This window comes from Streptomyces sp. 135, from assembly GCF_020026305.1.
Taxonomy (GTDB): Bacteria; Actinomycetota; Actinomycetes; order Streptomycetales; family Streptomycetaceae; genus Streptomyces.
Map to the genome: position 1 here is coordinate 8228571 of NZ_CP075691.1, position 26533 is coordinate 8255103.

General features: G+C 73.9%; 4 protein-coding genes and 1 pseudogene. 4 read left to right on the plus strand and 1 reads right to left on the minus strand.

Features of this window, described 5'->3' with window-relative positions:
* Nucleotides 1–413 precede the first annotated feature (413 nt).
* Nucleotides 414–1070 carry a maleylpyruvate isomerase family mycothiol-dependent enzyme gene (locus KKZ08_RS36265; protein WP_223778475.1) on the minus strand — a complete coding sequence of 219 codons (657 nt, stop codon included), beginning with the start codon at nt 1068–1070 and terminating at the stop codon, nt 414–416.
* A 220-nt stretch (nt 1071–1290) separates the two neighbouring features.
* Here KKZ08_RS36265 and KKZ08_RS36270 point away from each other — a divergent pair.
* From KKZ08_RS36270 to KKZ08_RS36290, 4 genes and pseudogenes are all read left to right on the plus strand, one after another.
* A pseudogene (locus tag KKZ08_RS36270) lies at nt 1291–1799 on the plus strand (transposase); the annotation flags it as partial.
* A 1444-nt stretch (nt 1800–3243) separates the two neighbouring features.
* Nucleotides 3244–4452, plus strand: a complete 1209-nt coding sequence (locus KKZ08_RS36280) for a cytochrome P450 (protein ID WP_223778476.1) — start codon at nt 3244–3246, stop codon at nt 4450–4452.
* Nucleotides 4453–4551: 99 nt separating this feature from the next.
* On the plus strand, nt 4552–5904 hold the full coding sequence (locus KKZ08_RS36285) for a serine hydrolase domain-containing protein (protein WP_223778477.1): 1353 nt from the start codon (nt 4552–4554) through the stop codon (nt 5902–5904).
* Nucleotides 5905–7166: 1262 nt separating this feature from the next.
* Nucleotides 7167–26426, plus strand: coding sequence for a non-ribosomal peptide synthase/polyketide synthase (locus KKZ08_RS36290; protein WP_223778478.1), 19260 nt, complete (start codon nt 7167–7169; stop codon nt 26424–26426).
* The last annotated feature ends 107 nt before the right edge of the window (nt 26427–26533 follow it).

The following is a 26533-nucleotide window of genomic DNA, read 5'->3' on the forward strand; positions in this document are numbered from 1 at the left end:
AGTACCTTTGATCCACTGAGTGCTCGAACTAACCCGGTACGGCGGAGACGACTGGAATCCTCCGGTGCCTCGTGGACGGCTTCACCGCGTGACGCCTGAGCACACGCTGAAGGCGGCCGAAGCAGCCGTGTCCTTTGGCGTGAACCCGTACATGGGTGCCGGGCAGCGGAGGTGAACTTCCCAGGTCCGGGCGGCAAATGAGGGGAAGTGGTGCGGTGACTGGAGGGGGAGGGGGCGCGTCCCTAAGGGGCGCATGAGGGGCCCCGGCTCTTTGGCTGTGAGCCGGGGCAGGACGGTGCCAAGGGTCTCCAGGCGCAGCGGCCGCGGTTCGCGGATCAGCAGGCCCGAATGCCGCGGCCTTGCGGGGCTTGGACGGTATGGGCGGCAAGCGCCTCGTCCATGCCCGTTGTTCTTCAACCTGAGCGCAGTCGGGCGCGCAGGACTGCCGCACCGTCCCCCTCAAGGTCCTCGCAGGCTGCTGCGCGGCCTGCCATCCCCATTACCAGCGAGAGCGTTGGCCCCCGGAGCAGATCGCCCGATCCGGTCGTGAACGGTCCGTCTGTGGCCTCGACCCGCAAGCCCGCGATCGCAGTGTTGCTCGCGACAGTGAAATCGCGGCCGGCGAAGAACCGGGCCACGGCGGTCGTCGTGGCCACCGGGGGTGTCCGCACGAGACCCAATGGTCGGCGGATGTCCTCGCTGTGGACGACTATTTCGCCCAGCCAGGCCGCAGTATGTCCTGTCGGCCCGGCGGGCCCGGCGACAACTTCGCGAAATCGCCGCAGGGTCTCTTCGGGGGTAGCACCACGGTGCTTTGCGAGTCGTCGGTCGTTGTGCAGATCGGGGTCGAACCGCGCGGCCAGCATGCTCAGCAGCCAGCGCCACATCCTCGTGCCGGCGCCTGCCGTCAGATGGGCTACGACCTCCTCCACGGTCCAGCGTTCACACAGTGATGCTTTCGCCCACTGAGCCTCGCTGAGTTCGGCGAGGTCCTGAGCGAGCGCCAACCGCTCGACGTGGATCGCCCGTTCCAGAGCTTTCCGGGTTTCCGAAACGTGTGGTTCAGTCATAGGGCGGCCTCCAGAGATCGGGTGTCCTCCATCAGACTCCTATCGCCGCCCAAACTCATCGACTGCGCCTGCGTAGCGAACCTATTCGACCTCCCAGTGTCGAGAAGGTACTCGAACTATGCCGCTCACCTGGGCATTCTCCTGACGCTGGGGCGGCCTTCGTCTGATCATGTACTCCGATCAAGGCGCGCTGAACGAGACGACGGTCGTGAGGGTGGGGATGCTGCCTGAAGCCGCGGCAGGAGGAGTGCCACGCTTCCGGGACGAGTCATACGCGCGTCTGACCGGACGTGGTGATGAGCTGCGCGAGCTGGCGGACGCGGTGCTGTGTGCGCCCGGCGCGGTGCACTCGGCAGTCGAGCTGACGCTCCTGCCCGAACACCGCCGTGCACACGGTGCGAGTACGACGGACTTGACCAGGGCCGGATCGATACCGACCGGCTGCGGTCGGACGCTCCTTGCCCGCCGGACCGGCTGTTCTGCCACGTCTACGGCCGGGCGAGACGGCCTCGCAGTTCATTCCCGGCTGGCCGTACTCGTTCGTCGCGGTGCTGGAGATGGGCGCCACCTCGTGGACGCAGATCCTGGACGCGGTCCGTCTGGGACCGGCCGACGACGCCACCGCGGATACCGCCGACCAGCTCCGCGGCGTTGTCGAACGGCTCGTCGCGGCGGGGGCAGTGGGCGCCGGGTGAACCGCACATCGTCATCGTGGCGGACGTCGGCTACCGACGGGAGCATGTTCGAGCAAGTCATGGCCGAGGTCCGAGTTCCTCGCCGGGGCGGCGGCCACGCGCCCGGATGCGCTGAACGCCGATAAGGCGTACAGCTGCCGTCGTATACGGATCTACCTGCGCCGGCGCCAATTCCGCACAGCATCCTGGAGAAGAAGGACCAGATGGGCCGCCGCCGGGCCCGGGGCTCGCTGGTCCGACGACCGACGTGTGATGCGGCAACACCAACGGAACCACCGGAGCCCGGCTCCGCTCCCACCACTGGGTGGTCAGGTGCTGATCCACCATCCACCGCTGACGCGGCGCGGACAGCGCCCACCGACAGCCGAGCCCGGTCCTTCCACCCGAGGGCCGGGCTCGACGTATGGCACTGGGGACGAACACCAGTTGGCCGGTTGCGCAAACGCTCGCCGAATGGCGGAATCTCTACGTTGGGGGAGACCCGCCGTTCCGTCCGGTTGTGGTGTGGGTGAGCGATCCGGCGGTGGCGCATAGCCGACCGGGGCGCGTCGGCCGTGGATCGGGTACGCCCGTGGCGTGTTGTGCCACCGGCCCGTCGGCGGGGCCCGGAGCGTCCGCTGGCCAAATCATCACCCCAGATCAGGAGAGATCCGGGCCGGTATGGCGACGGCGCGGCGGGGCGTCCACTCGGCCCGTCTCCGGGGCGTTCGGCGTGCCCGTCCACGCGCTGGCCGTGGTCTTTTCCGCACAGTTCGGTTTGCGGATGGGTTGCCGGGGCACACGCGGCGGTGCGACATCGGCGGTCGGCCTTGTTGTGCGGCCGGCCGGACGAACTGGCCGGGCGGTGACGCAAAAGCACCGGTGGGATACTTTCCGTTCAACCTCAGGGGGTTGCTTGCGCGTGACTCCCCGTGAAGACTGTGGCCGAGTTCCATCGAAACGAAGGTGTTCGTAGGGGCGCATCATGTCGATCGCAGCATGGGACGCGCTGCGATTGCGTACTCTCACACCCGTTTCGAACGGCCGGGACTGGGGGTCCGTCGTCCGTCCAGGAGCTGGGAGGGCCCCGCGTATCCGGTACGCGGGGGTATCGCCGAGGGGGATGGGTTATGTCGGGTTTGCGCACCGCACGGCTGGGCAGGCTGCGGGGCTGTGGTCGGCCACGCGGCCGCCGCGGCATCCTGCACCGCATGTACCGCATGTGTTGAAGGCCGCGAGGCCGCCTTGGCGTCGGACTGACGCCGATTGACTGTCCCGTCCTGCCGTACGCGGGCCCCGCGGACCACGTGCCGTTCTCGTCCAGGCCCAGGTAGCAGGTGCGGGCAGCAGGTACGGGCAGCAGGTACGGGTTCGGGTCCAGGCGGCAGTGGCACAGCCGTGCCCGGGGCCGCCCAACCCTGGCCGACCCGGCCCACCACACCCCTGTGCGCGTGACTCCACCGTGCCCGCACGCGCCAGCCGCTAGCAAGGGAGACAAGGTGATCAGCAAGCAACCGACCGGCGAGCGACCCCTCTTGGAGGAGTTACCCGACCGCTGGCGGCGCTTACGCGAGACGGGGCCGGTGCGGTACGACGAGACCCAACGCGTCTGGCAGGTGCTTGATCACGAGACCGTCTCCGCCGTGCTCGCCGACCCGGCGACGTACTCCTCGGAGCTCTCCACCCTCGCACCGACCCAGTCCGACTTCGAGACCTTTACCCAAGGGAACTTCGTCGGCATGGACCCGCCGGAACACCGCAAGCTCCGCACCCTGGTGAGCCAGGCGTTCACCCCGCGCGTCGTACAAGGACTTGAGCCCCGCATCGAGGCCGTCTGTGCCCGGCTCCTCGACGCCGTGGCCGACCGCGACCGCTTCGACCTGGTCGACACGTTGGCCTACCCCTTGCCGATCATCGTGATCGCCGAACTGCTCGGCATTCCCGCGGAAGAGCACCGGCTCTTCCAGGAGTGGGCGAGCGTCCTCTTCGGCGGCGACCAGCTCGGCGAGGCGCCCGACATGGGCGACCTGGAGCGGGCGCTGGAAGCCATCGCCCCCACCGTGCGCGAGATGAACGGCTACATGCTGGAGCACATCCGTGCCCGCCGCGCCCACCCCGGGGACGACCTCACCAGCAGACTTATCGCCGCCGAGGTCGACGGGGTCCGCCTTCGCGACCAGGAGATGGTCGGCTTCGTGGCCTTGCTCCTCGTGGCCGGGCACATCACCACGACCGCGCTGCTGGGCAACGCGATCGTCACCTTCGAGAAGCACCCCGACGCGGATGCCGCGCTGCGCGCCGACCCCACGCGCGTCCCGGCCGCCGTCGAGGAGGTCCTGCGCTGGCTGCCGCCCTTCCCCGAACTGGGCCGCAGGGTCACCCGGCCCGTGGTCCTCGGCGGCCACGAGATTCCGGCCGACACGATGCTGATGGCCCATCTCGGCGCCGCCAACCGGGATCCCGCCCGCTTCGCCGACCCCGACGTCTTCGACGTGACCCGAAGTCCCAACCCGCACTTGACCTTCGGGCACGGCATCCACTTCTGTTTCGGCGCGCCGCTGGCCCGGCTGGAAGCGCGGATCGCTCTTCACATGTTGCATGAACGGTTCCGCAAACTGGTGATCCCCTCCTGCGAGGACATCGTCTACCAGAACCCGGCCGTCCTCATCGGCGTACGACATCTGCCCGTCGAGGTCGCCAGACCGTAGCCCCCGGCGCGCGCAGCGCCTCCGGCCGGCCCGCACCGCTCGTGCCCGGGCCGGATCGCACACCCGCACATGAGACCCACCAACGGGAGTCCCCTTCTCATGCCGTACACCATCCCCGCCGCTCCGGTCGCCCTCCGGGCGCCGTCGCTGTTGAGCCGTGAGCTGCAAGACCGTCTCGACGACCTGGCCCACACCCACCGGGTGCCCGGCGCCCAACTCGCCCTGGACATCGGCAGCGGCGTCGTCGCCGTGCACACCGGCACCGCCGACGTCACCACCGGCAGCCCCTTCACCGCGGACACCGCGGTTCCGCTGGGGTCGCTGACCAAGCCCTTCACCGCCGCGCTCGTCATGCTCCTGGCCGACGACGGCGACCTCGACCTGGACGAGCCGGCCGCCGAGTACGTGGCCGAGCTGGCCGGAACCCCGCACGTGACTGTCCGTCAACTCCTGGCTCATACCGGCGGGTTGCCGACAGGACCCGACTCCGACACCGCCGCCGCGACCACCCCCACGCGCTACCTGACGGCCGTCTGCACCGCCCGGGACCTGCTGTTCACGCCCGGGACCGACTTCTCCTACTCCAACGCCGGCTACGTCGCCGCCGGACGGCTGGTGGAGACGGTCACCGGCATGCCCTGGCCCGAGGCCGTGCGGGTACTGCTTCTCGAACCCCTCGGTGTCCGGCCCGCGTTCATCGGCGACGCCGCGCCCGTGCGTCCCGTGGCTGCGGGGCACGCCGTCAACACCGCCACCGGGCAGGCCGTCGCCGCCCGGCAGAACCTGGCACCGCTGGAGGCGCCCGCCGGTGCGCTGCTCGCGAGCGCCCTGGACCTCGTCGCCTTCGGCAACGCGCTGACCGGCCGCTCGGACCTGCTGCCGCCCGCCGTCGCCAAGGAGATGCGCCGGGCCGAGACCGCCGCCGATCCGGGGACGCTCGCCGACGGCTGGGGTGCCGGACTCGCCCTGTACCAGCGGGACGGCAGGGTGTGGTGCGGCCACGACGGCAACGCCCAGGGCACGTCCTGCCATCTGCGGGCCGACCCGGAGAGCGGAATCGTGGTGGCCTTCACGGGCAATGCCGGGGGCGCCACCGCTCTCTGGCGCGAGCTCACCGAGGACCTGGCCGGGCTCACCGGCATCCGGGTGCCCGCCGACGTGCTCGCCGCGGACCGGGGCCGTCCCGTCGGCCTGCCCGACTGCGTGGGCACCTACCGCAACGGCACCACGACCTATCGCGTCGCGCCCGGACCTGACGGCACGCCGGCCCTGTCCGTCGACGGGGACCTGCCCCTTCCGCTGGTCTGCTACGCCGACCTGTCCTGCGATCTGCGCGATCCGGCCACCGGGCGTGTCGAACCCGGCGGCCGGTTCCACCGCGATCCGGCCACCGGCACGATCGACCGGGTGCAGATATCCGGGCGCACCGCGCGCCGCGCCGACGACGGCTGAGCCGGACACCGTTGTCGTGGGCTCGGACGGGCGTGGCTTCCGGTCGGGGGACGGGCGTTGGTCGGCACCGGCTCGGCCTTGGTCGGCGCGGGTTCGGCTCGGGCGAGGGCTGGTGGGTGCGTCGGTTCCGGTTGCCTTGGGGGCCGGGCGCGGGTCCAGTGCCCGCGGCCGCCTGGGGGCCTGTGCGCGTAGTCGCCTTGCCGCCTTGCCGTGTGGCACCGGTTCCGGTGGCGATTCGACGTCGCCGGTCCGGGCCGGTGGGCCACCGCCGCCGGACCACTGCGGTGGTGGTCGGCGGAGTCACCGCCGGGTCACGCTGGCGGCACACCGGTCCGCCGGGCGCCGGTCGGATCCAGTGATTTCGGTGGCTGGGCCGCTTGCCGGGCTCGTAGGCGGGGCCCGGTGGTGGGCCGAGGGTGGTCGGATCGACGGGAGCCAGTGGTGGTCGGCCGCTTGGACCCGGGCGGCGGGTCGGCCGGCGAGCCGAGCGGTTCCGGCCCTCGGGTCGGGCCGGTCGGTTCCGGTCACCGGGGCTGGTGGGTCGGCCGCCGGACTCGGTGGTGTGGCTACCGGGCTCGACGGTTCGGCGCCGTCCGGCTTGGCGGTTCGGTTGCTGGGCTTGGTGGTTCGGCCTTCCGGTCCGGCGATTCGGCAGCCGGACTCGGTGGTGTGGCTACCGGGCTCGACGGTTCGGTGCCGCCCGGCTTGGCGGTTCGGCTGCTGGGCTTGGTGGTTCGGCGAGTCGGCCACTGGGCTCGCTGTTCCGGCTGCCTGGGTCGACTGCCGGCCGTCGGCTTGGTGGTTGGGCCATCGTGTTCGGCGGTCGGGCCGCCGGTGCGGTGGTCCTGGCGTCAGGCCCGGTCGGCTCGGGTGCTCTCGGCGACCGCGGTCACCGGCAGCTCCGGCTCGCCCCGACGGTCCCGGCGGCGTCCCGCCCACCGGGACCAGCGGGTGTGCTGTCGACGGCCGCGGTCACCGGAAGCTCCGGCTCCCTCCGACGGCCCGGTGGCGGCACCATCACCCGGGCCGGTGGGCCGCTCGTCGGCGCCTCGGCCCCGTCACCGGCACCCGCCCCTCGGTCACCGCACCACCCCGCCGTACCCCGATCACGTCCACTCCCCACAAGGTCACCCATACGCACCGCCGCACCGCCGCGCCCACCCGGTGTGTCACGTCCGATCCGGCGCACCGCCCACGAGGTAAGGCCGGGATCGTCCGCGTGGCCCGCGCCGCATCCCCCGCTCTCCAGAAGGACTTCACCCATGACGGACCTGCACGACAAGCCCGCACCGGCGTCCTCCCTGCCGCAGGGCGGCCCCAACGCCGACGCACCGGAGAACGCGGAGGCTTCGGCGTATCCGACGCTCGGCGAGCTGTTCACCGCCTGGGTGGCCCGGACCCCGGACGCACCGGCCCTCACCGACGGTCGGCGGACCTGGACGTACCGTGAACTGGCCGACCGTACCCGCCGGTTGGCCGCGCATCTGATAGGCAGGGGCGCAGGCCCTGACCGGGTGGTGGCCCTCGTCCTGCCGCGCTCCATGGAGCTGATCGCGGCGGAGCTGGCCGTCGCCCGGGCGGGCGCCGCCTTCCTGCCCGTGGACCCCGCCTACCCCGCCGAGCGCCGTGCGCTGATGCTCGCCGACGCGGCGCCCGCGCTCACCCTGGACGATCCGCGCCGGGTGGCCGAACTCCTGGACGACGCCGAAGATGACACGGGGCACCCGGTCGACCCCGGCGTCGACGCCGACCACGCCGCCTACGTCATCTACACCTCCGGTTCCACCGGCACCCCCAAGGGCGTGACGGTGACCCACCGCGGCATCGGCGGCTTCACCGCGGCCGCCGCCGAACGGTACGCGGTGGGCCCCGGCGACCGGGTGCTCCAGTTCTCGTCGCCGAGCTTCGACGCCTCCGTCCTGGAGCTGTTCATCTCCGTCCTGTGCGGCGCCACCCTCGTCGTACCGCCGCACGGGCCCTGGCTGGGCGACGAACTCGCCGCGGTCCTGGACGAGCACCGCATCACCCACGCCCTCATCCCGCCCGCAGCGCTGACCTCGCTGCCCGACCCCGCGCGGGGCACCGCCCGCCACCTGCGCACGCTGATCGTGGGCGCCGAGGCGTGCTCGGCCGATCTCGTGGACCGCTGGGCACCCGGCCGCCGGATGATCAACTCCTATGGCCCGACCGAGACCACCATCGTCGCCACGTGGACCGGGCCACTCACCGCGGGCAGCGGTACGCCGACGGTCGGCGGCGCCCTGCCGCACACCCGGGTGTACGTCCTGGACGCCGCGATGCGGCCCGTGGCGCCCGGCGCCGACGGCGAGTTGTTCGTGGGCGGCGACGCGGTGGCCCGCGGCTACCTGGGCCGCCCCGGTCTCACGGCGGCGCGCTTCGTCGCCGATCCCTTCGGTGCGCCGGGAGCGCGTCTGTACCGCACCGGTGACCGGGTGCGGTGGACCGCCGAGGGAGAGCTGGAGTTCCTCGGCCGCCTCGACCGGCAGGTGAAGATCCGCGGCTTCCGGATCGAGCCGGGCGAGATCGAGGCGGCGTTGCGCCGGGCCGGTGATGGCGCCGTCGGCGAGGCCGTGGTCGTCGTACGCGAGGACGTACCGGGCCACCAGCGCCTCGTCGCCTACGTCACCGCGGCACCCCGGAGTCCATCCGCCGGCCCCGCTCCCCAGCCCGTCGCGCACCCCCTCGACCCGGTCGCCCTGCGCGCCGCCCTCGGGGCCGTGCTGCCCGGGCACATGGTGCCGTCCGCCATCGTGGTCCTCGACCGGATGCCGCTCACCCCGCAGCACAAGATCGACCGGCGGGCCCTGCCCGCGCCGGAGCGGTCGGTGTCGGCAGGCCACCTGCCGCCGCGGTCGGCCGAGGAGCGGGCCCTCGCCGCGATCTGGGCGGATGTCCTGGGCCTTGACACGGTCGGCGTCACCGACGACTTCTTCGACCTGGGCGGCGAGTCGATCCTCGCCGCCCGTGTCCTCGCCCGCGTCCGGGACGACCTGGGCGTCCGGCTGACCGTGCGGGACGTGTTCACCGCGCGGACCGTCGCCGCGCTCGCACCCCTGCTCGCCGACCCGTCGGCCGCCGCGCCGCCGGAGCCGATCCCGCCGGCCCCCCGCGAGGGCGCACTGCCGCTGTCCAGCGCGCAGCGGCGGCTGTGGTACCTGGACGACCTGACCGAGGGCGGCACCGAGTACAACACCGGCGTCTCGCTCAGGCTGCGCGGCGCCCTGGACCCGGACGCGCTGCACCGCTCCCTGCTCCGTCTCGCGGGCCGGCACGACTCCCTGCGCACCACGTTCCCCACGGTCGACGGCCAGGGCGTCCAGCGTGTCGCGCCGGAGCCGGACGTACCCCTGCGGACGGCCGACCTCACCGGCGTACCCGACGCACGCCGCGCCGAGGCCGCCGAGGAGCTGCTCACGGCGGAGCTGGGCCGCCCGTTCGACCTGACGGCAGGTCCGCTCACCCGGGCGCTGCTCGTCCGGCTCGCCGCCGAGGACCACCTGCTGCTCCTGGCCCAGCACCACATCGTCACTGACGGCTGGTCGGTCGGCATCCTCACCCGTGAGCTCGCCGCCCTCTACCACGCGGAGGCCACCGGTGAGCCGGACGGACTGAAGCGACCCGCCGTTCAGTACCCGGACTTCGCGGTCTGGGAGCGCCGGCAGCGGGCCGGGGACGCGGACGCCGCCGATCTGGCCTACTGGAAGCGGCACTTGGCGGACCTTCCGCACCTGGAGCTGCCCACGGACCGGCCGCGTCCCGCCGTGCGCACTACCGTCGGCGCGACCCACCGGCACGTGCTGCCGGCGGAGTTGACGTCCCGGCTGCGGCAACTGGCCGCGGGCCGCGGCACCACGGCGTTCACACTGTTCGCCGGCGCCGCCGCGCTGCTGTTCTCCCGCTACTCGGGCCAGCGGGACATCGCGTTCGGCACCGTCACCAACGGCCGCGGCCGCCGGGACCTGGAAGATGTGCCGGGCTTCTTCGCCAACACCGTGGTGCTCCGTGGTGAGGTGGACGAACGGGCGACCGTGGACCGGTTCGTGGAGACGATGCGGACGACGGTCCTTGACGCCTTCGCCCACGACAGGGTTCCGTTCGACCGGGTGGTGGAGGAGCTGGCCCCGCCCCGCGACCCCAGCCGCACCCCGCTGGTGCAGGTGCTCGTCGTACAGCAGACCGCCCCTCCCGTGCTGCCGCTCGCCGGTGGGCTGCGCGTCACCGACCACCCGCTGCCGCGCCCCGCCGCCCGCTTCGACCTGGTGCTGGAGTTCACGCCGGACGCGGACGGCGGCTGCGTGCTGACCGCGGAGTTCAACAAGGATCTGTTCGACGCGGCGACGGTGGCCCGGATGACCGCCCACCTGCACCGGCTCCTTGAGGGCATGGCGGACGGTCCGGGCCGCGCGCTGGCCGAACTGCCCATGCTCGCGGCCGACGAACAGCGCACGCTGGTGGAGAGCTGGAATCCGCCGGCCCGCGCGGCGCGGGACAACGAGTACGGCACACTGCCCGCGCTGTTGCACGCCCAGGCGGCCAGGACTCCGGACCGTACCGCCGTCGTCTGCGGCCAGGTCCGCCTCGACTACGCCGAAGTCGCCCGACGGGCGTCCCGGTTGGCCCGACGGCTCGTCGCGCGCGGCGCGGGGCCCGAGACCCTGGTCGCGCTCTGCCTGCCGCGCTCCGCCGACCTCGTCCCCGTGCTGTGGGCGGTGCTCGCCTCGGGCGCCGGCTACCTCCCGGTCGACCCGGCCTATCCCGCCGAGCGGGTCCGCCTCATGCTCGACGACGCCCGTCCCGCCCTCATCCTCGCCACCCGGGAGACCGCGTCCACGCTGCCCTCGGAGTGCGTGCCGCTGCTGCTGGAGGACTGCGCTGGGCCGGGCGAGCCGGGCGTGCCGGACGCCCGGCTGGCCGGTGCCGGGTTGGCTGATGCGGGGCTGGCCGAGGCTCGATTGGCTGACGCCGGCTTGTCCGATGCCGGGGTGTCCGATGCGGGCTTGTCCGATGCCGGGTTGGCCGATGTGGGGTTGGCTGATGCCGGGGTGACTGACGCCGGGCTGGCCGACGCTGGCTCGTCCCGTGCCGGGCTGGACGATGCGGGGCTGGCTGATGCAGGGCTGACTGACGTCGAGCTGGCTGACGCGGGGTTGGCTGACGCCGGCTTGTCCGACGCCGGGATGACTGATGCTGGGCTGGCCGACGGTGGCTCGTCCCATGCCGGGCTGGCTGATGTGGGGCTGACTGACGCCGAGCTGGCTGACGCCGAGCTGGCTGACGCCGAGCTGGCTGATGCTGGGCTGGCTGACGCCGGCTTGTTCGATGCCGGGCTGGCCGGTGCCGGGCCGGCCGATGCCGGCCTGGCCGACGCCGCGCAGGCCGATGCCGACCTGACCGACTCCCCGCTCACCGATGCCGACCTGACCGACTCCCCGCTCACCGATGCCGACCGGATCCGGCCGCTGCTGCCCGACCATCCCGCGTACGTCATCTACACCTCGGGTTCCACCGGCCGCCCCAAGGGCGTGGTGGTCAGCCACCGCAGTGTCGCCGCGCTCGCCGCGTGGGCAGGGGAGCGGTTCGGGTCCGCGGGTCTGGCCCATGTGATCGCCTCCACCTCCCTCAACTTCGACGTCTCGGTGTTCGAACTGATCTGCCCCCTGGTGGCCGGCGGCACCGTCGAGGTGGTCGCCGACCTGCCCGCCCTCGCCGACGGCGCCGGACCTCGGCGCGCCACCCTGCTCAGCGGCGTGCCGTCCGTCGTCTCCCGGCTCGTGGCGGGCGGCACGGCACCCCTGGCCGCCGACACCGTCGTCCTCGCCGGCGAGGCCCTGCCCGCGCAGACCGCGCAGGACGTGCGGGCCGCCATGCCCGGCTGCCGGATCGCCAACGTCTACGGCCCCACCGAGGCCACCGTGTACGCCACCGCCTGGTTCGCCGGTGACCGACTGCCGGAGCAGGCCCCGCCCATCGGCGACCCGGTGGCGCTCACCCGTACCTACGTACTGGACACCTTCCTGCGGCCGCAGCCCGTCGGCGTCCCCGGTGAGCTGTACCTCGGGGGCGGCGGCCTGGCCCGCGGCTACCTGAACCGGCCCGGGCTGACCGCCGCCCGGTTCGTCGCCGACCCGTTCGGCGCGCCGGGAGAGCGCATGTACCGCACCGGCGACCTGGTGCGCCGACGCCCCGACGGCGGACTCGAATACGTGGGCCGCACGGACCAGCAGGTCAAGGTGCGCGGCTTCCGCATCGAACTGGGCGAGGTGGAGGAGGCACTGCGCGGCTGCGCGGGCGTGGCCGAGGCGGCGGCCGTCGCCGCCAGTGACGGCGACGGTAACCGGCGCCTCGTCGGCTACGTCGTCCCGGTCGCCGGGCAGCCCACCGAACCCGAGGCGGTGCGCCGGGAGCTCGGCCGGACGCTGCCCGACTACATGGTCCCGTCGACCGTCGTCGTACTGGACGCCCTGCCGCTCAACCCCAACGGCAAGCTCGACCGCGGCCGCCTCCCCAGCCCGGGCCCCGCCGTACGCGCGAAACGCCACGTCGCGCCCCGCACGGCCACCGAGCGCACCCTCGTCCGGATCCTCGCGGAGGTACTGCGGGAGGAACGCATCGGCGTCGACGACAACTTCTTCGAACTCGGCGGCGACTCGATCCTCAGCATCCAGGTGGTGGCACGCGCCCGGCAGGAGGGCCTGCCGCTCACCTCACGCGACCTCTACCAGCACCAGACCGTGGCCGCCCTCGCGCACTGCGCGGACGCGGCGGCGGAACCGCGCGAAGCCGCGCCCGTACTGGAGGCACCCACCGGCACGGCCCCGCTGACCCCCATCCAGCACTGGCTGTTCGACGCCGTCGGCGCACGCGCCGGTCACTTCTCCCAGGCACTGTCCCTGCGGATGCCCGCCGACCTGGACCCGGAGGCGCTGGAGGACGCGCTGAACGACCTGGTCGCCCACCACGACGCCCTGCGCTCCCGCTTCACCGCCGGCGAGCCGGCGGGCTGGCACATCGACGAGAGCGCCCCCCGCCTCCGCCTGGCCCGCCACACCGGTCCGCAGACGGACACCGACACCCCGCACTTCGGGCCGTTCGACCTCGCCCGGGGCCCGCTGCTGCGGGCCGTGCTGCACGACCCCGGCGCGGGCGCGCACCACGTACTGCACCTCGCCGTGCACCACTTGGTGGTCGACGGCGTCTCCTGGCGGCTGCTGCTCGAAGACCTGGACCGCGCCTACCGGGCCCGCCGCGCGGGCGAGGACGGCGCCGCCGCACTGCCCGCGAAGTCCTCGCCGCTACGGCAGTGGGCCCGCCGACTCGACGCCTACGCGGCGGCCGGTGGCTTCGACGACGAGCGCGCGTACTGGGCCGAGGCGGTCCCCGCCACCGGGTCCGCCCTGCCCGCCGGACTGACGGGCGGCCCCGGCACCTACGCCGAGCAGAGGTCGCTCACCGTACGCCTCGGCGCCGAGGCGACCGCCGCCCTGCTGCGCACCCTGCCCGACACCTACCGCACCCAGGCCAACGACGTCCTGCTCGGCGCGCTCGGCCGGGCGCTGTGCGACTGGAGCGGCCAGGAGCGGGTGGTGGTCGACGTCGAGGGACACGGCCGCGAGGAGCTCTTCGACGAGCTGGACATCAGCCGCACGGTCGGCTGGTTCACGACCCGGCACCCCGTCGCGCTCGCCGTCCCCGAGGGCGCGGGCTGGGACACCGTACTGAAACAGGTCAAGGAGCAGTTGCGCGCCGTACCCCGCAACGGCCTCGGCCATGACGCGCTGCTCCGGCTCACCGGGCCCGAGGCGGCGCCGCGCACCGCGGCCGCGCAGATCAGCTTCAACTACCTGGGCCGCATGGACACTCCGGAGGCCCCCGACAGCCTCTACCGGGGCACCGTACGCCCGCTGGAACTGGACGCCGACCCGACGGCCGAGCGCCCGCACGCCCTGGAGGTCGTCGGCCAACACGTCGGAGAGGAACTGGAGTTCACCTGGTTCTACGCCGATGAGTCCGGCCGGAAGGACACGGTGGAGGACCTCGCGGGGCGCTTCAATGACGCGCTCAGCGACCTGGCCCGGCACGCCGCCCGGCCGGGCGCCGCGGGCCGCACCCCGTCCGACTTCCCGCTGGCCCGGCTCGACCAGGCCGCCGTGGACCGGATCACCGGCGCGGACCCGGCCGCGGTGGCCGACGTCCTGCCGCTCACGCCCACCCAGGCGGGCATGCTCTTCCACGGCCTCTCCCAGGACGACCGCGGCGTCTACGTCCAGCAGTTGACGTTCGCCCTGGACGGCGTGCCCGACCCGGCGGCCCTCGCGGCGGCCTGGCAGCACGTCACCGACCGCACCGAGGTGCTGCGCGGCCGGGTCGTCTGGCAGGACGTACCCGAACCGCTCCTTGTGGTGCAGCGCCACGCGGCCGTGCCCGTCACCCACCTGGACTGGCGCGATCTGACGGAGGACGAGCGCCGCGCCCGCCTCGACGAGCTGCTCGTCCGGGACCGCGCCGACGGAATCGACCTCGGGCGCGCTCCGCTCCAGCGCCTTCTGCTCGCCCGGGTCTCCGACAGCGCCGTACGCGTCGTGTGGTCCTTCCACCACCTGCTCCTCGACGGCTGGAGCATGTTCCAGGTGCTCTCGGACGTCTTCGCCCAGCACGCCGGACCCGACACCGCCGCCCTCCCGCACCGCCCGCCCTACCGGGAGTACGTGTCCTGGCTGCGGCGGCGTGACCGGGAAGCGGCCGAACGGCACTGGCGGGACCGGCTGTCCGGCCTGACCGAGGCCACGCCGCTGCCGTACGACCGCGAGCCGCGCGAGGCCCACCGCGCCGAGTCCACGCACGCGGTCCACGGCACGCTGCCCGCCGCCGACACGCGGGCCCTGGAAGAGCTGGCCCGCACCTCGGGCCTCACGCTCAACACCCTGGTCCAGGGAGCCTGGGCGCTGCTCCTCGCCCGGCAGGCGGGCCGCGACGAGGTGGTGTTCGGCACCACCGTGTCCGGCCGGCCGGCCGAGCTGCCCGGCGCGGAGGCCATGACCGGCCTGTTCATCACCACCCTGCCCACCCGGGTCGGCGTCCCCGGCCACGGCACCCTGCTCGACTGGCTGCGCGCGCTCCAGCAGGACCAGAGCGAGGACCGGCGCTTCGACCATCTGCCGCTCACCCGGATGAAGACGTTCACCCGACTCCCCGAGCGGGTGGGCCTCTTCGACAGCATCGTCGTCTTCGAGAACTACCCGGTGGACGACGACCTCGCCGCCACCCACGGACTGCGCCTCAGCGGCCTGGAAGGCGTCGAGACCACCAACTACCCGCTGAGCCTGACCGCTTACCCGGGAGCGGAGCTGGGCCTGCGCCTCGGCTACGACCCCGAGCTGTTCGACGCCGACACGGCCGGGCGCATGGCCGAGTACCTCACCGTCCTGCTCACCGGCATGCCCACCGGCTCGCGGCGCCCGCCCGCCCGGCTGCCGCTGCTCGGCCAGGACCGCCGCGAACAGGTCCTGCGCACGTGGAACGACACCACCACCGACCTGCCCGACAGCACCGTCGCCGACCTCTTCGCCGCCCAGGTGCGCCGCACACCCGACGCCGTGGCCCTGGAAGCGGGGGACGAGCGCCTCACCTACCGTGAACTCGACGCCCGCGCCGCCCGGTTGGCGGCGCGGCTGGCTGAGGCCGGGGTCCGTCCGGAACACCCGGTCGGCGTCCTCATGGACCGCTCCGTCGACCTGATCGTCTCCCAGCTCGCGCTCGTGCGCACCGGCGGCGTGTACGTGCCACTGGACGGCAGGGCACCGGCCGAGCGCCTGCGCGGGACCCTGGCGGAGGCCGGGGCCGGTCTGCTGCTGACCGATGCCGCGTGGGAGGTGACGGCGCGCGAGGTGCTGCCGGGCGAGGGCGTTCTGCGTGTTGATGGTGCGGAGGGCGGCTCTGGTCCCGCCGGTCCCACCAGCCTCCTCGGTCCCACCAGCTCCACCAGTCCCGCTCCCAGCCAGGCCCTGCACCCCGACAACGTCCAGTACCTGATGTTCACCTCGGGGTCCACCGGCACCCCCAAGGGCGTCGCCGTACGCCAACGCGACGTCGCCGCGCTCGCCCTCGACCGGGCCTTCGCCGGGCACGACCGGGTCCTCGTGCACTCGCCGCACGCCTTCGACGCCTCCACCTACGAGGTGTGGGTGCCGCTGCTGCGCGGCGGCACGGCCGTGCTCGCCCCGCCCGGCGACCTGGAAGCCGCCCAGGTCCGGCACGCGATCACGCAGCAGCGGGTGAGCTGCCTGTGGCTGACCGCGGGTCTGTTCCGACTGCTCGCCCAAGAGGACCCCGGCTGCCTGCGCGGTGCCCGCGAGGTGTGGACGGGCGGTGAGGCCGTGCCCGGCGCGGTGGTGCGCCGGGTCCTCGACGCCTGCCCCGGTCTGACCGTCGTCGACGGCTACGGCCCCACCGAGACCACCACCTTCGCCACCCGCCGCGTCTTCCGCCCCGGCGACCCGCTGCCCGCGGTGCTGCCCATCGGACGCCCGCTCGACAACACCCGCGCGTACGTGCTCGATGGCACCCTCCAGCCGCAGCCGCCGGGCATCCCCGGCGAGCTGTACATCGCCGGCGCCGGCCTGGCCCGGGGCTACGCGGGACGGCCCGGCGCGACCGCCGCCCGCTACCTCGCCGACCCCTACGGCCCGCCCGGCACCCGCATGTACCGCACCGGCGACATCGTGCGCTGGAGCGCCGACGGCGAACTGCACTTCGTCGGCCGCGCGGACGACCAGATCAAGATCCGCGGCTTCCGCGTCGAACCCGCCGAGATCGAGGCCCGGCTCACCGCCCACCCGGCCGTCGCCGAGGCCGTCGTATCCCTGTACGAGGACAGTGGACGCAAGCGGCTCGCCGCACACCTCGTGCCGGCCGGCGCAGCCGAGCTGCCCTCCGCCGCCGAGTTGCGTGCCCACCTGGCGGCCGGACTGCCCGACTACATGCTGCCCGCCGCGTTCGTCACCGTGCCCGAGCTGCCCCTGACGGCCAACGGCAAGGTCGACCGGCGGCGGCTGCCCGCACCCGACTGGGCGGCGGGCGGCGAACAGGCCCACCGCGCCCCGCGCACCGAGGCCGAGCGCGTCCTCACCGGGATCTGGGCCGAACTGCTCGGCGTAGCACGGGTCGGCGTGGACGACAACTTCTTCATGCTGGGCGGCGACTCCATCCTCAGCATCCAGGTGGTCTCCCGGGCCCGCGCCGCCGGACTCGCGCTGAGCCCCCGTGACCTCTTCCGGCACCCCACCGTGGCCGAACTGGCCGCCGCCACCGGCGGTGCCGCGCCCGACATCGCCGGCACCGGACCCGTCACCGGAGCGGCGGAACTCCTGCCGATCCAGCGCTGGTTCCTCGACCCGCGGCCGGCGCACCCCGCCTTCTTCAACCAGGCCGTCGTCATCGAGACGCCCGGCGCCGTCGACCAGGACGCCCTGCGCGCCGCCCTCACCGCCCTCTGGACGCACCACGACGCCCTGCGCGCCCGGTTCCACCTCGACGACGAGGGCGCCTGGCGGCAGGACGTCGCCGCCGAGGGCCCGGTGCCCGAGCTGCTCCAGGTCCACGACGCGGCGGACGAGGAACGCGCCACCACGGCCGCGCACACCGGACTGTGCCTCGACACCGGCCCGTTGCTGACGGCCCGGCTGTTCACCGCCGACGGCGACCGGCCCGCCCGGCTACTGCTCGTCGCCCACCACCTGGTGGTCGACGGCGTCTCCTGGCGGATCCTGCTCGAAGACCTGGAGACCGCCTACCGGCAGGCCGCCGCAGGCGAACCCGTACGGCTGCCCGCCCGCACCACCTCCGTACGGGAATGGGCCTCCCGGCTACGCGACGACGACCGCTTCGCCGGGCAGCTCGGCCACTGGGAGCGCACCGCCCGGGCCTGCGCCGACCCGCTGCCCGTGGACCGCGACGGCGGCAACACCACGGCCGACGTACGCGAGGTCACCGTCCGCCTCGACCGCGCACGCACCGACGGCCTCCTGCGCCGCGTCCCCGGCGTCTACCGCACCCGCGTCGACGACGTGCTGCTCACCGCGCTCGGCCGGGCCTTGAGCGACTGGACCGGACGCGACACCGTCGCCGTCGGCCTGGAAGGGCACGGCCGCGAGGACCAGCTGTTCGAGGACGTCGACCTGTCCCGCACGGTCGGCTGGTTCACCTCGCTCTTCCCCCTCGCCCTGTCCGTCCCGGCCGACTCCTGGGGCACCGCGCTGAAATCGGTGAAGGAGCAGCTGCGGGCCGTACCCGACCGCGGAATCGGCTACGGCGTGCTCCGCCACCTCGTACGCGACGAGAAACTCACCGGCGCGCCCGAACCAGGCATCAGCTTCAACTACCTGGGCCGCTTCGACTGGTCCGCCGACGCAGGCACCCTCGTCGCCGGGGTACCCGGTGGCCTGGGCGGCGCCGAGGCACCGGACACCGAACGGCCGCACCTGCTGGACGTCGTGGCCCGCGTCGAGGACGACCGGCTTGAGATCACCTGGTACTACAGCGCCGGACGGCACCGCGAGGAGACCGTCACCGCGCTGGCCGAGGGAATGCTGCGGGCGCTCGGCGACATCGTCGCGCACTGCGCCCTGCCGGACGCGGGCGGCCGAACCCCGTCGGACTTCCCGCTGGCCCGCCTCGACCAGGCCGCCGTGGACCGGATCGCCGGGGACGGCCGGGACGTCGCGGACATCTACCCGCTCACACCGATGCAGGCCGGCATGCTCTTCCACAGCCTGCTCGACGCCGACAGCGGTACGTACGTGAACCAGGTGCAGTTCGTGCTGTCCGGCGTCACCGATCCGCACGCCCTAGGGGAGGCGTGGCAGCACACCGCCGACGCCAACCCGGTGCTCCGCACCCACCTGGTGTGGCAGGAGACCGCGGAACCCCTCCAGGTCGTCCGGCACCGGGCCACCGTGCCCGTCGCCCACCACGACTGGACCGGATGGCCCGCCGAGCGCGGCGCGCGGGAGCTGGAGCGCCTGCTCGCCGAGGACCGGGAGGCGGGCATCGATCTGGGCGCCGCGCCCCTGATGCGGCTGACGCTGATCCGCCTTGCGGCGGACCGCGTACGGCTGGTGTGGACCTTCCACCACGTCCTGCTCGACGGCTGGAGCGCCGCCCAGGTCTTCGAGGAGGTGTGCGAGCGGTACGCCGCCCTGACCGCGGGGCACCGCCCGCAACTGCCCGAGCGGCGGCCCTTCGCCGACTACCTGCGCTGGCTGTCCGTGCAGGACACCGACCGCGCCGAACGGTACTGGCGCACCACCCTCGCGGGCTTCCAGGCGCCCACCGAACTGCCCCGCGACCGGCGGCCCGCCGAGGCCCACCGCGCCTCCTCCTCCGGAACCGTGCGGATGGCACTCGGCGCGGACGTCTCGGCACGGCTGCGGGAGAGCGCCCAACAGGCCGGACTCACCCTCAACACGGTCGTCCAGGGCGCGTGGGCGCTGCTGCTGTCCCGCTACGGCGGCGGCGATGATGTCGTGTTCGGTACGACCGTCTCCGGCCGACCCGCCGACATGCCCGGCGTCACCTCGATGGTGGGCCTGTTCATCAACACCCTGCCGACCCGGGCCCGCGTCGACGGGCGGCGCGCGCTCCTCGACTGGCTGCGCGAACTCCAGGAGGCCCAGGCGGAGGCCCGCCGCCACGACTTCGTCTCGCTGGCGCAGGTGCAGTCGTGGAGCGACGTGCCCGGCGGCACCAGTCTGTTCGACTCCATCGTGGTCTTCGAGAACTACCCCTTCGACGAGGGCGCGATGGCCCGGCACGGTCTGGCCATGGAGCCGGAGCGAGACCTGGAACCGACGAACTACCCGCTCAGCGTGGTCGTCGCGCCCGGCGAGTCGCTGGCCGTGAACCTGGACTACGACCCGGCCGCCTTCGACGCCACCACGGTGGAGGCGCTCGGCGAGAGCCTGCGCGCCCTGCTGACCGGAATGGCCGACGCGTCGGACCGCCGCCTGGCCGACCTGGCCCTCCTCGGCCCGGCCGAGGGACGCGACCTGGTGACCCGGTTCGGCGGGCGGGTGGCCGAGGCGCCGCACGACACCCTGCCGGAGGCGTTCCGGCGGCAGGCCGAGCGCACCCCCGACGCCCCGGCCGTCCGCCACGCCGACACCTGCCTCAGCTACCGCGAACTCGACGCCCGTTCCAACAGGCTGGCCCGGCTGCTCATCGCCGCCGGCGCCGGACCCGAGCGCTTCGTCGCCCTCTGCCTGCCCCGCACCGCCGACCTGGTCGTGGCGCTCCTCGCGGTGCTGAAGAGCGGCGCGGCGTACCTGCCGGTCGATCCGCAGTACCCCGCCGGGCGCGTCGCGTTCCTCTTCGAGGACGTACGCCCGGACGCCGTGATCACGGCCGCGGAGACCGCGGGGCGGCTGCCGGAAGGCCCGTACACCCGGATCCTCCTCGACTCGGAGCCCGGCACCGACCTGCCGGACACCCCCATCGGCGACGCCGAACGCCAAGCCGCTCTGCTCCCGGCACACCCGGCCTACGTCATCCACACCTCCGGCTCGACCGGCCGTCCCAAGGGGGTCGTCGTCAGCCATGCCTCCGTGCGTGCCCTGACCGACTGGGCGGCGGCCGAGTTCACCGGGCGCGGCCTTGAGCACGTGGTGGCGTCCACCTCGCTCAACTTCGACGTATCGGTGTTCGAGATCTTCGCGCCGCTGCTTGCCGGGGGCTGCGTGGAGATCGTGCGCGACCTGCTGGCCCTCGCCGAACGCCCCGGCCCCTGGCGGGCCGGACTGCTCAGCGCGGTGCCCTCGGCTCTGGACCGGCTGCTCGCCGAGGACGCCGTCCACGTCACCGCGGACACGGTCGTCCTCGCGGGGGAGGGGCTGCCCGCCCGCACCGTCGGCCGGGTCCGCGAGGCCGTGGCCGGCAGCCAGGCGTGCCAGGTGCACAACATCTACGGCCCCACCGAGGCCACCGTCTACGCCACCGCCTTCACCTGCGACCCCGCCGACCCCGACCGCGACCCGCCGATCGGCCGACCGCTCGGCGGCGCCCGCGCGTACGTCCTGGACGAGCGGATGCGCCCGGTGCCGGCGGGCGCGCCCGGCGAACTGTTCCTCGCCGGAACCGGCGTCGCCCGCGGCTACCTGCGCCGCCCCGGCCTGACCGCCGCCCGGTTCCTCCCCGACCCGTTCGGCCCGCCCGGCAGCCGCATGTACCGCACCGGCGACCTGGTCCGCTGGACGGCGGACGGCGACCTCGTCTATCTCGGCCGCGGCGATGACCAGGTGAAGGTGCGGGGCTTCCGCATCGAACTGGGCGAGGTGGAAGCGGCGTTGACCCGCCACCCGGCCGTGGCGGCGGCAGCGGCCCGCGTCGTCGAACACGGCGGGCACCGGCGCTTGATCGGTTACGTGGTGCCCCGTGCGGGGGTGTTGCCCGACACCGGTGAACTCCGCGCCTTCCTCGCCCGCAGCCTCCCCGACCACCTGCTGCCCGCCCTCATCGTCCCGCTGGAGCGGCTGCCGCTCGGGGCCACCGGGAAGCTCGACCGACGTGCGTTGCCCGTACCCGAGTGGGCGGCGCCGGGCGCAGGCACGGGTGGGCGGCCACCGCGTACCGAGGCCGAGCAGACCCTCGCCGCCATCTGGCGCGAGGTGCTCGGCGTACCCGAAGTCGGCGCGGACGACAACTACTTCACGCTCGGCGGCGACTCCGTCCTCGGCATCCAGATCGTCTCCGCCGCCCGCCGCGCCGGACTCGCCCTGACCCCCCGGCACCTGTTCACCCACCAGACGCTCGCCGAACTCGCCGCCGTGGCCGAGCCGGTGCCCGACACCGTCACAGCCGCCGAGCAGGGCCCGGTGGCCGGTGACGCCCCGCTCACTCCCGTACAGCACTGGCTCCTGGACACCCTCACGGGCGACCCCGCCCACTTCAGTCAGACGGTCTCCTACGAGCTGGCCGCCGACCCCGACGAGGCACTGCTGCGCGCCGCCCTGTCCGCCGTACTGGAACACCACGACGCCCTGCGGATGCGCTTCGAACCGCTCGGCGACGGACGGTGGCGGCAGTACGGCACCCCGCCCGGCGGCGTCCACGACGTCCACCTGGATGTGCACGACCGTACGGCCCCGGACGAGGTGGCCGCCGCCCTGGGCGCCGGTTTCGACCTGGCAGGCGGGCCGCTGCTGCGGGCCGCGCTGTGCCGGCCGGGCGACGGCGGGCGGCCGGTGCTGCTGCTCGCCGCCCACCATCTGGTCGTGGACGCCGTGTCCTGGCGTCTTGTCCTGGAGGACCTGGACGCTGCCTACGACGCGCTGCGGGGCGGCGGGCGGCCGGCGTTCGTCCCGAAGAGCACGTCGTTCCGGACGTGGGCGCGGCGGCTCGCCGAGCACACCGAGGCGGGCGGGTTCGACGGTGAACTCGCCCACTGGCGCGGCCTCGACGACGGCGCCGCCACACTCCCCGTAGACCAGCCCGGCGGCGCGAACACCGTCGCCGACGAGGAGAGCGTGACCGCGGGACTCGACGCAGAGGAGACCCGCCGACTGCTCCAGGACGTGCCGGACGCGTACCGCACCCGTGTCAACGACGTCCTGCTGTCCGCGCTCGGCCGGGTCCTCGCCCGCTGGACCGGACAGGACCGGGTGGCGGTGACCCTGGAGGGACACGGCCGCGAGGAACTGTTCGAGGACACCGACCTCTCCCGGACCGCCGGGTGGTTCACCACCATGTACCCCGTCGCCCTGGACGCGCCGCGCGACGCGGACACCGGCACCGTCCTGAAGGCCGTCAAGGAGAACCTGCGGGCCGTGCCGCACGGCGGACTCGGCTACGGTGCGCTGCGCTTCCTGCACCCCACGGCCGGCCGCGAGCTGCCCGCCCTGCCGCCGGTCTGCTTCAACTACCTGGGCCGCCAGGACCGTACCGGCACACCGGGCGGCCTGCTGCACGCGCCCTACGGCGGTCTGTCCGGCGGCATGGACCACTCGGCACAGCGGCCCCACCTCCTCGACGTCCTCGGCCAAGTCGCGGAGGAGCGACTGGAGTTCACCTGGTCGTACTCGCGTCACGTGCACCACCGGGAGACCGTCGCCCGGCTGGCGGACGAGCTGACCGACGAACTGCGCGCCATCGTCCGGCACTGCGCCGAGCCCGGCGCCGGTGGCCGCACCCCCGCCGACTTCCCGCTCGCCCCGCTGGACCAGGCGGCCGTCGACCGGCTCGTCGGCGAGGGTGCGGGCGTGGCGGACGTGGTGGACATCTATCCGCTCACGCCCACCCAGACCGGCATGGTGATGCACGGCCTGGACGAGGCGGAACACGGCCTGTACGTCGAGCAGATCACGTTCGTGGCCGACGGCGCCCACGACGTGCGGACCCTGGCCGCCGCCTGGCAGCACGTCGTCGACCGCACCCCCGTGCTGCGCACCTCCGTCGCGCTGCGCGGCGTACCCGTGCCGCTCCAGGTGGTCCACCGGGACGTGACGCTGCCGGTCACGGAGCACGACTGGAGTGCGGTCCCGGCGGACCGGCGCGACGCGGAGCTGGAACGGCTGCTCGCCGACGAGCGGGCCCGGGGCCTCGCCCTGGACCGCGCCCCGCTGCTGCGGCTCGCCCTGGTCAGGCTCGGCCCGGACGCGGTCCGCGTCGTGTGGACCTTCCACCACGTCCTGCTGGACGGCTGGAGCGTCTTCCACGTCCTGTCCGACGTCACGGCCGCGCACGCCGCCCTCACCCGTGGCGAGCGGCCCCACCTGCCCGAACGCAGGCCGTTCGCGGACTACGCCGCCTGGCTCGCCGCCCGCGAGACCCGCCAGGCGCAGGAGCACTGGCGCACCGCCCTGGCCGGCCTGCGCGGCCCGACCCCGCTGCCGTACGACCGGCGGCCCGCCCCGGACGCCACGGCCCGCTCCGGCACCTGGCTGTCCCAGCGGCTCGACGCCCGGCGGACCGGCAGGCTCCAGGAGTTCGCCCGCCGCCACCGCCTCACCCTCAACACCCTCGTGCAGGGCGCCTGGGCGCTGCTCCTCGCGCGGTGGAGCGGGGAGCAGGAGGTCTGCTTCGGCACCACCGTCTCCGGTCGGCCCGCCGACCTGCCCGGCGCCGACACCATCACCGGCCTGTTCATCACCACCCTGCCCGCCCGCACCGAGGTCGACGGCGGCGCCGGCTGCGGTGCCTGGCTGCGCGCCTTCCAGGAGGCCCGCGCCGAGGACCGCCGCCACGACCACCTGCCCCTCACCGAGCTGCAAGCGCTCGGCGAACTGCCGCCCGGTGCAGCCCTGTTCGACAGCCTGGTGGTCTTCGAGAACTATCCCGTCGGCGACGCGACCGCGGGCGCCCAGGGACTCGCCCTGCGGGACCTGGACGCCCGGGAGGCCACCAACTACCCTCTCACCGTCGTCATTTCGCCAGGCGAGCGGCTGACCGTCGAACTCGGCTACGACCCGCGGTACTTCGAGGAGACCAGCGCCGCGTCGCTGGCCGGGCAGCTGCTGCACACCCTGGACGTCCTGGCCGCCTCGGACGGCACCGCCCGCCTGGACGACATCGACGCCCTGCCGCCCGAGCAGCGCGACCGGTTGCTGCGCGGCCCGGCCCGGCCCGCGTCCGGCCCGGTGCCCGCCACCACCTTGCCCGCCCTCGTCGAGGCCGCCGTCGACCGGTGGCCTACCGCGACCGCGCTCGAAACGCTCGAAGCGGGCGGTGCGCTCGACGCAGGCGGTACGGGTGGCGCGCCGCTGAGCTTCACGGAGGCCGATGACCGGGCCAACCGCCTGGCACACCGGCTCATCGCCCGGGGCACCGGCCCCGGCGACCTCGTCGCGCTGCTGCTGCCCCGCTCCACGGACATGGTGCTCGCACAGCTCGCGGTGACGAAGGCGGGCGCCGCGTTCCTGCCCGTCGACCCGGCCTATCCGAAGGAGCGCATCGCGCTGATGCTGCGCGACGCCGCCCCCGCCCTCACCCTCGACGCCCAGGAGGTCGCCGACCTGCTCGCCGCCGCACCGGACGGGGTTCCCGGACACCGGCCCACCGACGCCGACCGGACCCGCCCGCTCGACCTGGACGACCCGGCGTACGTCATCTACACCTCCGGCTCCACCGGCACACCCAAGGGCGTCGTCGTCACCCACCGCGGGCTCGCCGCGTTCAGCGCCGCCGAGGCCGCCCACTACCAAGTCGCCCCGGGGGACCGGGTCCTTGCCTTCGCCACGCCCAGCTTCGACGCCTGCGTACTGGAACTGTGCGCGTCCCTGCCGCACGGCGCCCGGCTCGTCGTACCCCGGCCGGGGCCGCTGCTCGGCGCCGAACTCGCCGACGTACTGCGGGCCGGGCGCATCACGCACACCCTGCTCCCGCCGGCCGCGCTCGCCACGCTGCCGCCCGACACCCCCGGCACACTGCCGGAACTGAAGACCCTGATCGTCGGCGCCGACGCGTGCGGGCCCGAACTCGTCGCCCGCTGGGCGCCGCACCACCGCATGGTCAACTCCTACGGCCCCACCGAGGCCACCGTCGTCGCCACCTGGTCGGCGCCGCTCGCGGCGGACGGCAGCGCACCGCCCATCGGCCGCCCGCTGCCCGCCACCGGCGCCTACGTACTCGATGCCCGCCTGCGGCCGGTTCCCGACGGGGTCACCGGTGAACTGTGGCTGAGCGGACCGGCGTTGGCGCGGGGTTACCTCGGCCGGCCCGGTCTGACCGCGTCCCGCTTCACCGCCGACCCGTTCGGGCCGCCCGGCACCCGCATGTACCGCACCGGCGACCTGGTGCGCCGCGACAGCGCGGGCGAACTGCACTACCTGGGGCGCACGGACCACCAGCTCAAGCTGCGCGGCCACCGCATCGAGGCGGGCGAGGTCGAGGCGACCCTCGTCCGTCACCCCGGCGTGCTGGACGCCGTGGTGAGCGTACGCGAGGACGAACCGGGCCTGCCGCGCCTGGTCGCGCACCTGCTCACGGCCCCCGACGCCGAGCCGCCGGCACCGGCGGAACTGCGGGAACTGGCCGCGCGCTCACTGCCCGGGTACATGGTGCCGTCCGCGTTCGTGGTCCTCGACCGCTTCCCGCTCACCGAGAACGGCAAGACCGACCGGGCCGCCCTGCCCGCCCCCGCACCGGCCGAGGAGCAGGAGCGGCAACGGGAACGGCCCGAGCACGTGGCACCCCGCACCCCCACGGAGGAAGCGGTCGCGGCCATTTGGGAGGAGACCCTCCAGACGACCGTCGGCGCCGAGGACGACTACTTCCTGCTCGGCGGCGACTCGCTGCGCGCCCTGCTCATCGCCTCCCGAGCCAACGACGCGTTCGCCGTCACGCTCACCCCCCGCGACGTCCTGGTCTCCCGCACCGTCGCCGCCCTGGCGGAGCTGGTGGAGGAGCAGGTCCTGAGCGAACTCGAACAGACCGCGTACGACGAAGGCGCCGCGTATGGCGGTTACGACTCCGAAGACGCCGCGTCCGGCGGCCACGACCACGACCACGAACGGTGAGGATCCGACGACCATGACGTCTTCGACCCCTTCGAACCCCGCTTCGGACCCGACCTCGAACTCGGCCTCGGGCCCCGCATCACCCTCCGCTCCGGGCTCCGCCGAGT